Origin of the sequence: Oceaniglobus indicus (assembly GCF_002751875.1) — a bacterium.
GTDB classification, from domain to species: Bacteria; Pseudomonadota; Alphaproteobacteria; order Rhodobacterales; family Rhodobacteraceae; genus Oceaniglobus; species Oceaniglobus indicus.
Genome location: NZ_NMZM01000001.1, coordinates 317,850 through 332,418 on the forward strand (window position 1 = coordinate 317,850; position 14,569 = coordinate 332,418).

Annotated in this window: 11 protein-coding genes, 1 tRNA gene and 3 pseudogenes; 9 read left to right on the forward strand and 6 right to left on the reverse strand. The window is 64.5% G+C overall.

All coding sequences use genetic code 11. The features are described from left to right. Positions 1-142: 142 nt before the first annotated feature. From CFP68_RS01460 to CFP68_RS01475, 4 genes are all read left to right on the forward strand, one after another. Positions 143-976: a helix-turn-helix transcriptional regulator gene (locus tag CFP68_RS01460; protein ID WP_099823709.1), complete on the forward strand. Its 834-nt coding sequence runs from the start codon at positions 143-145 to the stop codon at positions 974-976. 152 nt (positions 977-1,128) lie between these two features. Further along, positions 1,129-2,787 (forward strand): ABC transporter substrate-binding protein, encoded by a 1,659-nt coding sequence (locus CFP68_RS01465; protein WP_099824180.1) that lies wholly within the window; start codon positions 1,129-1,131, stop codon positions 2,785-2,787. A gap of 162 nt (positions 2,788-2,949) precedes the next feature. Continuing rightward, a complete protein-coding gene (radA, locus tag CFP68_RS01470; RefSeq protein WP_099823711.1) occupies positions 2,950-4,311 on the forward strand; it encodes a DNA repair protein RadA in 1,362 nt (453 codons plus the stop codon). 146 nt (positions 4,312-4,457) lie between these two features. Then, entirely contained in the window at positions 4,458-5,015 is a 558-nt protein-coding gene (locus CFP68_RS01475) for a CvpA family protein (protein ID WP_099823713.1), read from the forward strand. Positions 5,016-5,021: 6 nt separating this feature from the next. Here CFP68_RS01475 and CFP68_RS01480 read toward each other — a convergent pair whose 3' ends face one another. Beyond that, entirely contained in the window at positions 5,022-5,897 is an 876-nt protein-coding gene (locus CFP68_RS01480) for a cation diffusion facilitator family transporter (protein ID WP_099823715.1), read from the reverse strand. 110 nt (positions 5,898-6,007) lie between these two features. On the opposite strand from CFP68_RS01480, the gene CFP68_RS01485 reads away from it, so the two are divergent. Together CFP68_RS01485 and CFP68_RS01490 are read left to right on the forward strand one after the other, a co-directional pair. Beyond that, on the forward strand, positions 6,008-6,244 hold the full coding sequence (locus CFP68_RS01485; protein WP_099823718.1) for a hypothetical protein: 237 nt from the start codon (positions 6,008-6,010) through the stop codon (positions 6,242-6,244). Next, positions 6,241-6,708, forward strand: a complete 468-nt coding sequence (locus tag CFP68_RS01490; protein WP_099823720.1) for a host attachment family protein — start codon at positions 6,241-6,243, stop codon at positions 6,706-6,708. Before CFP68_RS01485 ends, CFP68_RS01490 begins: the two co-directional genes overlap by 4 nt. 27 nt (positions 6,709-6,735) lie before the next feature. Here CFP68_RS01490 and CFP68_RS01495 read toward each other — a convergent pair whose 3' ends face one another. Together CFP68_RS01495 and rlmB are read right to left on the reverse strand one after the other, a co-directional pair. Then, complete coding sequence (locus CFP68_RS01495; RefSeq protein ID WP_099823722.1) at positions 6,736-7,203, reverse strand: CoA-binding protein; 468 nt, start codon at positions 7,201-7,203, stop codon at positions 6,736-6,738. Between the two features lie 175 nt (positions 7,204-7,378). Further along, positions 7,379-8,158, reverse strand: coding sequence for a 23S rRNA (guanosine(2251)-2'-O)-methyltransferase RlmB (gene rlmB / locus CFP68_RS01500; protein WP_099824183.1), 780 nt, complete (start codon positions 8,156-8,158; stop codon positions 7,379-7,381). Between the two features lie 134 nt (positions 8,159-8,292). Here rlmB and CFP68_RS18040 point away from each other — a divergent pair. Next, a tRNA-Tyr gene (locus CFP68_RS18040) sits at positions 8,293-8,376 on the forward strand. Positions 8,377-8,525: 149 nt separating this feature from the next. Here the strand turns inward: CFP68_RS18040 and CFP68_RS01505 are convergent. Further along, positions 8,526-8,816: pseudogene (locus CFP68_RS01505) on the reverse strand (integrase core domain-containing protein); the annotation flags it as partial. Between the two features lie 121 nt (positions 8,817-8,937). On the opposite strand from CFP68_RS01505, the pseudogene CFP68_RS01510 reads away from it, so the two are divergent. Both CFP68_RS01510 and CFP68_RS01520 read left to right on the forward strand, forming a co-directional pair. After that, positions 8,938-10,209 (forward strand): annotated as a pseudogene (locus tag CFP68_RS01510) (IS110 family RNA-guided transposase). Positions 10,210-10,850: 641 nt separating this feature from the next. Further along, positions 10,851-11,605: pseudogene (locus CFP68_RS01520) on the forward strand (IS5 family transposase). Between the two features lie 195 nt (positions 11,606-11,800). On the opposite strand, the gene CFP68_RS01525 reads toward CFP68_RS01520, so the two are convergent. After that, a complete protein-coding gene (locus tag CFP68_RS01525) occupies positions 11,801-12,583 on the reverse strand; it encodes an NAD(P)-binding domain-containing protein (protein WP_158234111.1) in 783 nt (260 codons plus the stop codon). Between the two features lie 96 nt (positions 12,584-12,679). Beyond that, positions 12,680-14,194 carry a helicase HerA-like domain-containing protein gene (locus tag CFP68_RS01530; protein WP_099823726.1) on the reverse strand — a complete coding sequence of 505 codons (1,515 nt, stop codon included), beginning with the start codon at positions 14,192-14,194 and terminating at the stop codon, positions 12,680-12,682. Positions 14,195-14,569 lie beyond the last annotated feature (375 nt).

The following is a 14,569-nucleotide window of genomic DNA, read 5'->3' on the forward strand; positions in this document are numbered from 1 at the left end:
CCGACAGCGGGGGCGCCTGCGCTGTCATTGGGCACGAATCCGACCATCCCGAAGATTCCAATTGACCTAAAAGGTGAATCCCCCGACCCTCTGGCGGTGGCCTGCCAGCCGCATCCGTCCCTGCCCGAAGGTCTGATCTGCCATGACCGATTTGCCACCCACCGCCCCAACCCACGGCGATGTCCGCCCTCCCGCGTCCTTTCGCATCGTTCCTTTGCAACGCCTGACCCAGGGCGGGCGCTGGCACACGGAAGCGATGCGCAGCTATGGGGCGCCGGTGCTTTACTGGTTCATCCGTGGCCAGGGCCGCATCACCGTGTCGGGAGTGACGCGGGGTTACGGGGCGCACAACGCGATCCTGTTGCCGGCGGATACCATGCACGGGTTCGACGTGATGGGCCAGGTTGCCGGATCGGCGCTGTTCTTTCCGCGCGCATGCGGCGCCGACATGCCGGCCGATCCGCTTCACCTGCGGCTGCGCGACGCCCAGCAGCAGGCCGAGATGTCGTTTCAGATCGAGAACATCCAGCGCGAACTGGACATGGGGGCCGACACCATGGATCGGGCCTTGCACCACCATGCCGGATTGCTGAGCGTCTGGCTGGAACGTCACGCCGATCCGGCCATGCTGTCGGGCGAGCAAACCGACCGACGCGCGGCCGAGCGGTTGTCGGCCGCCTATACCGCCCTGCTTGAACGCGACTTCCGCAAGGGGCGTGGCGTGGCCGATTATGCCGCCGCGCTGGGCGTCACCGCCACACACCTCTCACGCTCGTGCAAGGCGGCGTCGGGGCGACCGGCGTCGGCGCTGTTGCAGGACCGGCTGCATTACGAAGCGCGCAGGATGCTGCGCGACACCGAGATGCCGATCAAGGACGTGGCACAGACCTTGGGCTTTCGCTCGGCCGCCTATTTCACCCGCGCGTTCCATCATCAGACCGGCCAGACACCATCGGCCTTCCGACGCGCCCACTGAACCGGCCGACCGCCGATCCCGATCGCGTGAGCTTTCGGCTCCCGCGCATTCCGGGCGTTGATATTGCCGCGCCAATCATGGCGAATGGGCTGACCGGCAGGCGCGGCCAACCGGGCCGTGCCGATCGCACGCCATTTGCGAGGGACCAAACGATGCAAGATCACGCCACGGCGAACGCCATCCATCCCGCCGCCACCCTTTATGCGCGCGAGGTCGCCGAGGGAAAGCTGGACCGTCGCGAGTTTCTGACCCGCGCCACCGCCCTTGGGGTCAGCGCCACCGCCGCCTATGGCCTGCTTGGCCTGGCGGCCCCGACGCAGGCGCAGACGGTGCCGCGACAGGGCGGCACCTTGCGGATCCAGATGAACGTCAAGGCCCTGACCGACCCGCGGCTTTATGACTGGAGCGAACTGAGCAACGCCACCCGCGGATTCCTGGAATACCTGGTGGAATACAACGCCGACGGCACGTTCCGGGGCATGCTGCTGGACCGTTGGGAGGTGAACGACGACGCCACGCAATACACCCTTCACGTGCGGCGCGGCATCACCTGGCACAACGGCGATCCCTTCGACGCCGATGACGTGGTGCGCGTCATCGGGCTTTGGGCCGACAACACGCTGGCGGCGAATTCGATGGCCTCGCGCCTGGCCGGGTTGCGCGATGAGGCCACGAACACCCTGCGCGAGGGCGCGATCGAGAAGATCGACGATTTCACCGTCCGACTGACCCTGTCCAGTCCGGACATCGCAGTGATCGCCAACTTCTCGGACTATCCGGCGGCGGTGACGCACAAGTCGTTCACGCCCGAGGGCGAATTCGCCGATATCATCGGCACCGGCCCGTTCCGGCCCGTATCGCTGGAGGTGGGCCAGGCGTGCGTGATCGAACGCGCCGAACAGCCTTGGTGGGGCACCGAGATTTACGGTGGCCCCTATCTGGACCGGATCGAGATGCTGGACTACGGCACCGACCCGTCAAGCTGGGTCACCGCCGCCAAGGCCGGTGAGGTCAACCTGCTGTATGAAACCGTCGGCGATTTCATCGAGGTGTTGGACGCCCTCGGCTGGACCCGGACCGAAACCGTAACGGCCGCGACCATCGTGATACGTCCCAACCAACTGGCCGAGATCGACGGCATCAGACCCTACGAAAACGTCGAAGTGCGGCGCGCGCTGGCGCTGGCCGTCGATAACGCCGTCTGTCTTGAACTGGGATACGCCGACCGCGGCGAAGTGGCCGCAAACCACCATGTCTGCCCGATCCATCCCGCCTATGCCGACATCGGCCCGGCCCCGAACGATCCCGCGGCGGCCAAGCAGATGATGGCCGACGCGGGAATGGCGGATTTCGAACATGACCTGATCACCGTCGATGACGACTGGCAGCGCAACACCGGCGATGCCGTCGCGGCGCAACTGCGCGACGCCGGCCTCAACGTCAAACGCTCGGTCCTGCCCGGGGCGGTCTTCTGGAACGACTGGACCAGGTATCCGTTCAGCGCGACCCAATGGAGCCACCGGCCGCTGGAAGTGCAGGCCCTGACCATCGCCTATACCTCGGGGCAGGCGTGGAACGAAACCGGCTTTGCCAACCCCGAATTCGACGCCTTGATGGCACGCGCCAATTCAATCGCCGACGCCGACAGCCGGCGCGTGGTGATGGAACGGATCGAGACGATGTTGCGCGACGAAGGCGTGGTGATTCAGCCCTATTGGCGGTCGCTTTATAACCACCACGACGGCACGGTGATCGGCGCCGACATACATCCGGCCCATGAATTCCACTTCTACAAGTTCGCCCTGGCCTGAGCGGGCCTTCGGGGCCTGACGACACCGATAGCCCGGCGCCCGTCGCGTGGCCCGCGTGTTGTCGCAACGCGCGCGTTCATCCGGCACCCGACTTTCGCGGGTCCGCGCCCACGGTGTTGCCTCGGGGCTTGCCGCCGCCGGCTGGGCGATGCAAAAGACGCCATGGCCAAACCCCCTGCCTTCGTCTGTTCCGCCTGTGGCGCGCTGCACACCAAGTGGTCGGGCCGCTGCGATGCCTGCGGCGAATGGAACACCATCACCGAAGACGTGCCGATCTCGACCGGGCCGGCAACCGGACTGGGCGCGAAACGCGGCGCCCGGATCCAGCTGTCGGACCTCTCCACCGACGAGGCACCGCCACCGCGCACCGCCTCGGGCATGGCCGAACTCGACCGGGTGCTGGGCGGCGGGCTGGTGCCGGCTTCGGCCGTGCTGGTGGGCGGCGATCCGGGCATCGGCAAATCCACGCTGTTGCTGCAGGCTGCCGCCAGTTTCGCCCGTGCGGGCCTGAAGGCGATCTATGTCAGCGGCGAAGAAGCCAGCGCACAGGTGCGGATGCGCGCCCAGCGTCTGGGCCTGACCGATGCGCCGGTCAAGCTGGCCGCCGAAACCAACCTGCGTGACATCCTGACCATGCTGGAGGCGGAAAAACCCGCGCTGGCGATCATCGATTCGATCCAGACGATGTGGAGCGATCAGGTGGGATCTGCCCCCGGTTCGGTGTCGCAGGTGCGCGCCGCCGCCCATGAGCTGACCAGTTTCGCCAAGCGCCACGGTGTCGCCGTGATCCTGGTCGGCCACGTCACCAAGGAAGGCACCATCGCCGGTCCCCGCGTGGTCGAGCACATGGTCGATACCGTGCTTTATTTCGAAGGCGAGCGCGGTCATCAGTTCCGCATCCTGCGGGCGGTCAAGAATCGCTTTGGCCCCGCCGAGGAAATCGGCGTGTTCGAAATGACCGGCGGCGGCCTGGCCGAGGTGGCCAACCCGTCGGCCCTGTTCCTGTCGGATCGCGAGGATCCGGCGCCGGGATCGGTGGTCTTCGCCGGCATCGAGGGCACACGCCCGGTCCTGTGCGAATTTCAGGCGCTGGTCGCCCCCTCGCCCCATTCCCAGGCGCGCCGGTCGACCGTCGGTTGGGACGGTGGGCGGCTGGCGATGATCCTGGCGGTTCTCGAGGCGCGCTGTGCCATTCCCTTTGCCGGGCTCGACGTCTATCTGAACGTCGCCGGGGGCTTGCGGATCAGCGAGCCCGCGGCCGACCTGGCGGTCGCGCTGGCCCTGCTCAGCGCCCGCGAGGACATTTCAGTGCCGCCGCAAACCGTGGTATTTGGGGAAATCAGCCTGTCGGGCGCGTTACGTCCCGTGTCACAAACGGAAAACAGGTTGAAAGAAGCGCAAAAACTTGGTTTCTCCGCAGCCATCGCACCCGCGCGCAGCAAGCTGTCGGGGGACGCGGGCCTGTCCGTGCGGAAATACAAGGATCTGACCGAGCTGGTCGGCGATCTGTTCGGCGCGGGATGACAACCGCGGCGCGCGCCCTGCGCGTTCCGCAAAACCGCGCGACTGGCGCGGGAAGACAATCCGCGCGACTGGCGCGCGACGACACTGCGCGCGACTGGCGCGCGACGACAATCCGCGCGGCTGGCGCGCGAGCGAAAGGCTGAGGCATGGAAGGTTTTACCGTCATCGACGGCATCGTAGCGGCGGTGATCGTCATATCGGCGATCCTGGCCTATTCGCGCGGGTTGGTGCGCGAGGCGATGGCCATCGTCGGCTGGATCGCGGCGGCGGTGCTGGCGTTCATTTTTGCGCCTCAGGCCGAGCCGCTGGTGCGCGAGATCCCCGTGCTGGGCGATTTCCTGGGCGACAGTTGCGAATTGGCGATCATCGCGTCCTTCGCCGCGGTCTTTGCCGTGGCGCTGGTGCTGGCGTCGATCTTCACGCCGCTGTTCGCGGGGGCGGTGCAACGCTCGGCCATCGGTGGCATCGATCAGGCGCTGGGCTTCCTGTTCGGGGTCGCGCGGGGCGTGCTGTTGGTGGCGGTGGCGCTGGTGGTCTATGACCGCGTGGCGACGACCGACAGCTTCCCGGTGGTCGACAACAGCCGCACCGCGGCAATCTTTGCCCGCTCGCAGGCCAGCATCGACGAGCGTATCCCGACCGACGCGCCGGGCTGGATCGTCGCCCGCTACGAACAGCTTGTGGGCAGCTGCGGCGCCCAGTGACCGGGCTCAGGCCACGTCCACGGTGGCGTGGCCGATGCCGAAGCGGTCTTTCAGCATCTGCTTGACCTCGGCCTTGACGGCGATGGGGTCGAACCCGGGATGGGTGGCGACATCCATCGTCAGCATCGGGCGTTCCTCGGTCACCGACCAGGCGTGAACGTGATCGACAGTCGCGACGCCCTTGATGTCGTCGCACAGCGCCTGCACCACGGCGGCGCGGTCGAACCCGCGCGGCGCGCCTTCCAGCAGGATGTGGCCGCTTTCCTTCACCACGGCCCAGGCCGAGCGCAGGATGATCAGCACCACCAGAACCGACAGGATCGGATCGATCAGCGTGAAGCCCGTGAAGATGATCACCACCGCCGCAACCAGCGCCGCGACCGATCCCAGAAGATCGCCCGCCACATGCAACGCGGCGGCACGCACGTTCAGGTTCTCGCCCTCGCCGCGGGTCAGGATCACGAAGGCCACGATGTTGACGACCAGCCCGGCCAGCGCCACCCAGAGCATGACACCCCCCATAACCTCGGGCGGGTCCATCAGGCGGCGCAGCGCCTCGATCACGATCCACACGGCGATGGCGAACAGCGACAGGCCGTTGACCAGCGCCGCCAGAACCGAGAACCGGTCGAACCCATAGGTAAACGTCCACGACGCCGGACGGCGCGCCAGCCGCATCGCCAGCCACGCCAGCGTCAGCGAGGCGAAATCGGTCAGCATGTGGCCCGCATCCGCGATCAGCGCCAGCGATCCCGACACGACACCGCCGACCACCTCGGCCACCATGAACCCGCCCGTCAGGATGGCCGCGAACGCCAGCTTGCCCTCGTTCGACGGGACGTGACTGTGGCCGTGTGCGTGGTCGTCGCCGTGATCGTGCATGGGTCAGCTCCTTCGTTCGGCAACGCCACAGCGCCGGCCGGGGTTCAGACCCGAGGGAACCACGGCCCCCGGGTCGGCATTGCGATACTGCACACACTCAGGAGGATACGATGGCCGAGCGCAAGAGATCCAGCGACGGAACCCGTGAAACCGACGCGTTCATCGACAAAACCCCGACCCCGTCACAACAAGGCCGCGCCCAGGGCGATCTGGAGCGCAAGGTGGGCACCCGCGCCGAGGAACAGCGCGCCAAGCAGGGCGAAGGCACGACGCGCGTGCGAAAAAGCGATGAGAAGGGCCAAGGCGATCTTGGCGGTCATCACGGTACAGGAGAGGACGACACATGACCACCCTGCCCCACAAAGCCTGGGTTTTGATTGCCGACGGTGAAAAGGCCCTGGTGCTGGAAAACATCACCGACGGCGAAGATCCGAACCTTCAGGTGCGCCGCAAGGAAGAACAGGACAACCCTTCGGATTACGAACAATCCGCCAACCGACCCGGGCGGATGCAGGAAGGCCGCCCCGGCAACCAGGCGTCAGGCCCGCGGTCGGCGTTTCAGGACACCGACTGGCACGAGTTGGCCAAGGACAGATTCGCCGACGATCTGGCCGAAATGCTGTATGAAGATGCTCACAAGGGCAAATTCGACGCATTGGTCATCGCGGCCAGTCCGGGTGTCCTGGGCGAATTGCGCGACAAGATGCACAAGGAAGTGCGTGATCGGCTGATTTTCGAGATCCCGAAGACACTGACGAACCATTCCATCGACGACATCGAAAAGATCGTGACGTCCGAAATGAGCGGCTGACACCGCCGCCACCCCTCGTCGCGGTGATCAGAGCCGCGACGAGATCACGCCGGTGTTGAACCCACCCATGCGCAGTTCGCCGAACAGCCGCTGATATTCGATTTTCGGACAGCGGTTCTGGATCACGGTCACACCGCGCGCCTCGGCCTTGGCGGCGGCTTCGGCATGTTGCACGCCGATCTGCATCCAGATCACCGAAAGCCCGGGCAAATGCTCCAACGCCTGATCCACGATATCGGGAACGAATTCGGGACGCCGGAAGATGTCGACCATATCGACCGCCCCTTCCACGCTGGCCAGGTCCGGCACGACCGTCTGGCCGAACAGTCGTTCACCCGCGTGCACCGGATTGACCGGCACGACATGGAACCCCTTCAGCGACAGATAGCGCGCGACGTAATAGCTGGGGCGCACGGGGTTCATCGAAACGCCCACACAGGCGATGCGACGGGTGTTTCTGAGAATGCGGCGCAGAAGATCATCGGAATATGTCATGCCGCACCTTCGGACAAAAAAACGCCCGGCACAATGGACCGGGCGAAGTTCGGAACGAGGGACAGTGAAGGACTTGATGCGGGGGTTCCGGCCCCGCGTCCTGAGTGTGATATGGGGGCCACGGTGGCGCAAAAAAGATCGGATCGCCGTTTCGTGATCGTGACGTGAAGACCCGTCAGCGCCGCGCGCAGGCATAAAGCGACACCGCGGCCGCGTTCGACACGTTCAGCGATCCGAATCCGCCCGCCGCGGGAATGCGCGCCACGACATCGCAGGTCGCCTTGGTCTTTTCGCGCATTCCGGGCCCCTCGGCCCCCAGCACCAGCGCGATGGCTCGGCTGCCGGCGTCGGCCACCGCGTCGTCCAGGGTCGTCGTACCCGTGCCATCCAGGCCGATCAGGACGTAACCCATGGCGCGCAGACGCTCCATCGCGTCCGACAGGTTGGTGACCCGCAGATAGGGCTGCCGCTCAAGCGCGCCCGATGCCGTCTTGGCCAGCGCGCCGGTTTCGGGGGCGGAATGACGGGCCGGCGCGATGACGGCGACGGCGCCGAACACCTCGGCGCTGCGCAACACGGCGCCCACGTTGTGCGGATCGCTGACCCGGTCCAGCAGCACCGCGATGGCGCGCCCGTCTTCGGGCGCCAGGCAGCGCTGTTCGACCGACCCCCAGTGCAACGGCTTCACTTCAAGTGCGGCACCCTGATGCACCGATCCCGGATCCAGCGGGGCGGCGAACTTTCGCGGATCGGAAATCTCCGGTGTCATGCCCGACTGCGCGATGGCATCGGCCAGCTTGTCGGCAGCGTTTCGCGTCACCACCAGGCGCAACCGCTCGCGATCCGGGTTGCTCAGGGCATCGCGCACCGCGTGCAACCCGAACAGCCACACCGTCTCGGCAGCCGCCGCGCGCTTGTCGCGCTCTTTCTCGACCACCCATTTCGGCTTTTTCATCATTTGTCCCCAAACTGTCCGCCGCGTTTCGTAGCGCGAAAACCCGATCGACGCCAGCCATGGCATTTCCGGGTTGACGTCAAAAAACGGGCCGGATATTGCCCTCCGTGACGAGGCGGGACACCGGCTCGTGTGGGCGACAGGCCGCAAGGTGTGGCAGGGGACTGTAACTCCCTCGCGGAGACGCACGCCAGGTTCGATTCCTGGGTCGCCCACCATTTACTTTCAGATCAGTAAGCTACGGACCGCTTTGTTCAGGTGCGCCACAAAGATGCGACGCTGACCATGCAATCGTGTCCTATCCCGGCTGACCCGAGACCCGACTTCCCTCCGACCTTTGGGAGAATCCGTCGGTTGATTTCTGGCCTCATGCGGCCTTGGTTTCCAGTCTCGATTTCATTGCAAGTACATACGGCGTGAGATTGCCGCGGGATGAATGGGGTCTGTTTCGGTTGTAGTCGTCCTTCCGTTCGGCAATCACGATCTGCGCATGGGCCAATGATGGGAACAGAGTTTCGTTCAAGAGCTCGTCTCTGAAGCTGCCGTCGAGGCTTTCGACGAAGGCGTTCTGCACCGGCTTGCCCGGCGCGATGTCGTGCCATTCGATCCGGTGCGCGGAACACCACCGCAGGATCGCGTTACTGGTCAGCTCGGTGCCATAGCACGTCGGGAAGAATGGCTGCCGAGAGGTTATGGCCACGCGCGCAGCCTCCAAATTGCGCAGCGGGTGGCCATAACCGGGTCTCAGGTCTCAACAGTGGTCTTGCACAACCACACTGCTGAGGAGACCGGCCCTGACCGCCACCCATTCTACCGCTTCGACCGTGCTGGGCGCCATCGACATTTAAAAACACCGGCACGAAGTGCTTGTTGGCATTCCCGGCAAGAAGCGCCGTCGCCGCATGACGATTACGAACACGCTGGAAGATTTTCGGCGCCTGGCCACCGCTCTCGCCAGTTATGAACTGCCAGTACGGATCGGGTTTGAGGCGACCGGCAATTATCACCGTGCCTTGGCTCATCATCTCGGCCAGGCCGGTTTCGATCTGAAGCTCGTCTCTCCCGTTGGCTTGGCCCGAACGCGCGAGGTGCTGCACAACAGCCGGGACAAGAACGATCCGAAGGACGCTCAGGTCATCCTGCACATGCTGGAGATCCGGGCTGTGCAGTTCTTCCATGATCCGCTCGTGACCGGGACCGCGGACATCCAGGAGCTCTCCACGACCCACGAGATCGTTTCGCGCTCGAAGACCGGGTTGTGGCACCGCATCCTGACGCATTACCTGCCGCTGTACTTTCCCGAGGCCGAGCGATTTCACCGAAGCTCGCGGACCGATTGGTTTCTGGCGTTCCTCGGGAAGTATTCATCGCCACATACGATCACGGCCATGAGCCAGGAGGCCTTCATAGCTGATGCCTGGGAGGTCGTTGGCCGCAAGATCTCCAAAGAATGTCTGCTTTCAGATATTTACGCCACTGCGGTCAGGTCAGTCGGACTGCCAGTGCATTCCGACCCCGATGCTATCGGCATGCTCCGCCGGGCACTGGCCGAAGGTCGCAGCCTGATCCGACAGCGCGATGTGATTGAGGCGCGGGCCGTCGAGTTGCTGTCGGATCTGCCCGACTATCCGCTGTTGACGACCATTTCCGGCATCGGCCCGATCAACGCCATGACCATCCTGGCCGGGGCCGGTGACCTGCGTCGGTTCCGGCATCATCGCCAGTTCCTGAAGTTCTGCGGCATGCATCTTGCCACAGTCCAGTCCGGCATGTTCCGCGGTCAGAGCCGCATCTCGAAGTCTGGCAATGCCCGATTGCGGCGCACGCTCCGGATGGCCGGCCAAACCGCCGTTCTCAAGCGGACCAACAGCTTCCGGGACAAGTTCGAACGCGACATCTCAAAGGATGGGCACAACGGCCATCTGCGCCGCAAGGCCTGCACTGCGATCGCGGCCAAGATTGCGCGCACCGTACACGCCGTGGTCAATCACGACGAACCCTGTCGCCCCTTGTTCGAAGGGGTGAGCCCAGACGGAAGGACCTCTCTGTGATGAGCCGTGGGGACAGATTGCTGACCTCGCAGATAATGTTCGGGCCTTCCGCTTCGGATTTGGGATCGCGCATCGAGGACGGTGACGGCCGCCAGCGCGCGTACCCTGTGTTTGCTCTGGAAGGGATCATTTCTTGACGGCAGAGCCCGTCTGGGCAGCCGTGTCAGCGCATCCCGAGCACGTGATGCCCCATGATCTGCTGACCCAAGCAGCCAGATTTTCCCGACATAGGACGTTGTCGCTGACGAGACACATGGGGCCGGTGGATCCCGACGCGTGACCAGTAAGCGACCGGCTCAGGCTGCTGACGTCGGTGCCGGCACGTCTGGCGATCGCTTCAAAGATGTCGCCCGTGGCCGATTGTCCCGCCTCGACCCCGACAGTTTCCGGAACCGCACTGCCGGGCACTGCCCCGCAGATGCCGGGAACCGGCTTCGTCTCGGGGCCGCCGATGGCGACGATGCAGGTTGAAGTGCCTATGACGTTGACTACGTCCCCGATCCGCGCGCCGCTGCCGATTGCGTCCCGATGTGCATCAAAAGCGCCGAATGGAATTGGTATTCCCGGCTTCAGGCCTAGGGTCAGGACCCATTGATATTGCGTATGGGCATGATTCGCGGTTCGAAAATCGAGCGGTGAATGTGTCTGATCTTTTCCGGCTGACAGATGCGCAGATGGCGCGTCTTGAACCCTTCTTCCCGAAATCCCACGGCAAGCCGCGCGTCGATGATCGGCGTGTGCTGAGCGGGATTATCTTCATCGATCGCAATGGGTTGCGCTGGCGTGACGCGCCGGCAGCCTATGACCCGCACAAGACGCTCTACAATCGCTGGACGCGGTGGCGTGATAAGGGCGTCTTTGCCGGGATGATGGCGGGTTTGGCTGCCGAGCACGGCGAACAGAAGACCGTCATGATCGACGCCACCCATCTCAAGGCCCACCGAACAGCGACCAGCATGGCAGCGAAAAGGGAGGGCGGGGACGCCTGATCGGACGCACCAAAGGCGGCATGAACACGCTGCATGCCATCTGCGACAGCAAAGGCCGCCCACTCAACCTGTTCGTGACCGCTGGACAGGTCGGCGATTACATTGGCGCACGGGCTTTGTTGCGCAGCCTGCCAGATGTCGACTGGCTGCTCGGCGACCGGGGCCATGATGCCGACTGGTTCAGAGAAGCGTTGCAAGACAAGGCAATACAAGCCTGCATCCTTGATCGAAAGCAGCGGAAGAAGGCCCCAAGGTACGGCAAGCGCCAATACTAGCGGCGCAACCGGATCGAGATCATGTTCGGCAGGCTCAAGGATTGGCGGCGCGTTGCAACCCGATACGACCGTTGTCCCAGGGTCTTCGTCTCAGCAATCGCCCTTCCGGCAACCGTGACCTATCGGCCATGAGTCCTGATCCTAGCTAGCCCGCACTCGAAAACAGATCGTCTTCAATGGCTTACGGTGGGCATTATTGGGTCGCCCACCATTTTTCGTTACATCAACACCTTGCAAAGCCGTCCTGTGCGATGACAGCGCACCGGTGCATTGCAAACGATGGTCCGTGGCGGAGGCAAGGCCACCCGCCACGGTGGCAAGCGCGTCTCAGGCCTTGTCGCTGGCCGCGAGGATCCGGCCCATGACGCTGTCCATGGCCTTGGTCAACGCCTTGTCGCCGCCATTTTCGACAAAGACATCGAAAATCTGCGCGTTCAGCCCGCCAGGAGTGCTGTGGGCCTTGCGCAGTTCGGGAAAGGTCTGACCACTTTCCACCCCGGTCCGGGCCAGGGACAGGAACAGGTTCGAGACGAACTTGCGCGCGTCCGCTTCACCGACACCTTTCTGTCCCATCCAGTCGACAACGATTTCCTGAAGCCCGAAGAAGGTGCCCATCAGCGTTGTCGGTATGGTAAGCGCGTTCAGCTCGTCGAAGCTCTGCGTCACGATCACGCCGCCCAGCTTCTCGAACATGGCCTCGAGACGCTCGGACGGGCCCGACAGCACCGTGACGGCGCGCAGGTCAGCCACGGGCGGAAGCGGCACGGCCCGCGTGATCGATCCGGTCGCACCCGTCAGATCCGCGATCGTCTCGACGGGAAGGGTGCCGATCACGCTGGCCACTTCCTGGCCGTCGTGGAACCGAAGCGGGCGCAGCACCTCTTCGGCCTGGTGCGGCAGCACCGCCAGGAACACAAGGTCGCTGCCGGCATCCACAACGTCCTGGTTGTCCTCGTAAACCGTTACCTTTTCATAGGTTTCCGCCAGTTCGGACGATATCGCACGGCTGCGGGCCGATACCGCGATCTTGTCGACGGGGAAATCCGCGCGCATCAGGCCCTTGATGATCGCCTCGGCAATGTCGCCGGTCCCGACAAATCCAATCTTCACGTCGTCCTCCACTTCAACAGCATGTCGTCGCCTGTATGGACCACCGGCGCGCGGGTTGAAACCAGGGAAGCCGCCGACGTGAAAAGGGGTCGCGCCCTAGCGGCCCTTGAACAGGGTGCCGAAGATGCCCCGCACGATCCGCCGGCCGGTGGTGCCCGACAGCTCCTTGACCACCATGCGGGTCATCGCCTCGCCGAAGCCCGGTTCGGTGCGACGGGCGGACCTGTCATTGGTGCCGCCTGCGGGGTCGTATCGGCGGGCGTTCGTGAACTCGCGCTCGGGGGGGTGCGCGGCTTCGTCCTGTGCCGCCTTGGCGGCGCGGGCCTTCAGGATCTCGAACGCGCTTTCCCGGTCCAGGGCGACATCGTATTTCCCCGCAACGGGCGAGACCGCCATGATTTCGGCCCGCTGCGTCGCGTCGATCGGGCCCAGTTGCGACGATGGCGGGCGGATCAACGTGCGTTGCACGACACCGGGCGCGCCCTTGCGATCGAGCATCGAGGTCACCGCCTCGCCGGTGCCGACCTCGCGGATCGCGTCTTCGGTCGAGAAATCCGGGTTGTCGCGATAGGTCTGCGCCGCCTTGCGCAGGTCGGACTGGTCGCGGGCGGTAAAGGCGCGCAGGGCGTGCTGCACCCGGTTGCCCAACTGGCCCAGCACGTCGTCGGGCACATCCGCGGGGTTCTGGGTGACGAAATAGACGCCGACCCCCTTTGACCGGATCAATCGCGCCACCTGTTCCACCTTGTCGACAAGGGCCTTGGGCGCGTCGTCGAACAACAGGTGCGCCTCGTCGAAGAAGAATACCAGCCGGGGCTTGTCGGGGTCGCCCACCTCGGGCAATTCCTCGAACAGTTCGCTCAGCAGCCACAACAGGAACGTCGCATAAAGGCGCGGCGACTGCATCAGGCGGCCGGCATCCAGGATGTTGATCCGCCCCTGCCCCGCGTCGTCGCGCAGCATCAGGTCGGACAACGCCAGCGCCGGTTCACCGAACAGATCGGCGCCGCCCTGGTTTTCCAGCACCAGCAGACGGCGCTGGATCGCGCCGATGGACGCAGGCGCGACATTGCCATAGCGCAGCGACAGATCGTGGGCGTTCTGCCCCGCCCAGACCAGCAATGCCTGTAGATCCTTCAGATCGAGCAGGGCCATGTTCTGCTCGTCCGCCACCCGGAAGCAGATGTTCACCACGCCTTCCTGCGCCTCGCTGAGATCCAGCAGCCGCGAAATCAGCAGCGGCCCCATCTCGGCGACGGTCGTGCGCACCGGATGGCCGGTCGTGGCGAACAGATCCCAGAACGTCACCGGAAACGCGCGATACGCGTAATCGTCAAGCCCGATGGTTGCGGCGCGGTCGCTGAATGCCCCGTGCAGTTTGAAATCGGGCGAACCGGCGCGCGCAAGGCCTGACAGATCGCCCTTCACGTCCGACAGGAACACCGGCACCCCGGCGGCCGAGAACCCCTCGGCCAGGATCTGCAATGTCACCGTCTTGCCGGTGCCGGTGGCCCCCGCGATCAAACCGTGCCGGTTCGCCTGTTTCAGCAAAAGCGCCTGGGGTTCGCCGTAACCCGCGCCACCGCCGCCGATGAAAATCCTGTCGTCCACCCATGGTCCCCCGATCAACTGCGGCGAGGATACAAAATTAACCCGGCTGTGCCAGAGTGGATGTGTCGGCAGCACGCGTGTCGTTCGCGGTCTGCCCGCATCCTCCCTGTTGAACTGGCCGCACCTTCGGGTGCGGTCTTTTTCGTGTGCCGGCACCCCAGAATAATTTCAAAATTATTTATGTTGACGGCTCACACATGATTTCATAGCTTTCCCGCAATAAGAAGTCGGCCGGTCCGGCAGGGAGAATTCGACAAAAGGGGTCTGCAATCGCAGGCCTCTTTTTTCTGTCCGCCATCGCGGCACGACGCGCCCCCTTCCCAGCCATGCGAATCCCACCTGACATGATCTGTGCGCCGTGCTAGACCGCGCACC

What these genes read in the sequence shown, in the direction of transcription:
- CFP68_RS01465 (WP_099824180.1), top strand. Translation starts at nt 1,129, where the DNA reads ATGCAAGATCACGCCACGGCGAACGCCATCCATCCCGCCGCCACCCTT.
- CFP68_RS01495 (WP_099823722.1), bottom strand. Translation starts at nt 7,203, where the DNA reads ATGACATATTCCGATGATCTTCTGCGCCGCATTCTCAGAAACACCCGT.
- rlmB (WP_099824183.1), bottom strand. Translation starts at nt 8,158, where the DNA reads ATGAAAAAGCCGAAATGGGTGGTCGAGAAAGAGCGCGACAAGCGCGCG.
- CFP68_RS01480 (WP_099823715.1), bottom strand. Translation starts at nt 5,897, where the DNA reads ATGCACGATCACGGCGACGACCACGCACACGGCCACAGTCACGTCCCG.
- CFP68_RS01460 (WP_099823709.1), top strand. Translation starts at nt 143, where the DNA reads ATGACCGATTTGCCACCCACCGCCCCAACCCACGGCGATGTCCGCCCT.
- CFP68_RS01490 (WP_099823720.1), top strand. Translation starts at nt 6,241, where the DNA reads ATGACCACCCTGCCCCACAAAGCCTGGGTTTTGATTGCCGACGGTGAA.
- CFP68_RS01475 (WP_099823713.1), top strand. Translation starts at nt 4,458, where the DNA reads ATGGAAGGTTTTACCGTCATCGACGGCATCGTAGCGGCGGTGATCGTC.
- radA (WP_099823711.1), top strand. Translation starts at nt 2,950, where the DNA reads ATGGCCAAACCCCCTGCCTTCGTCTGTTCCGCCTGTGGCGCGCTGCAC.
- CFP68_RS01485 (WP_099823718.1), top strand. Translation starts at nt 6,008, where the DNA reads ATGGCCGAGCGCAAGAGATCCAGCGACGGAACCCGTGAAACCGACGCG.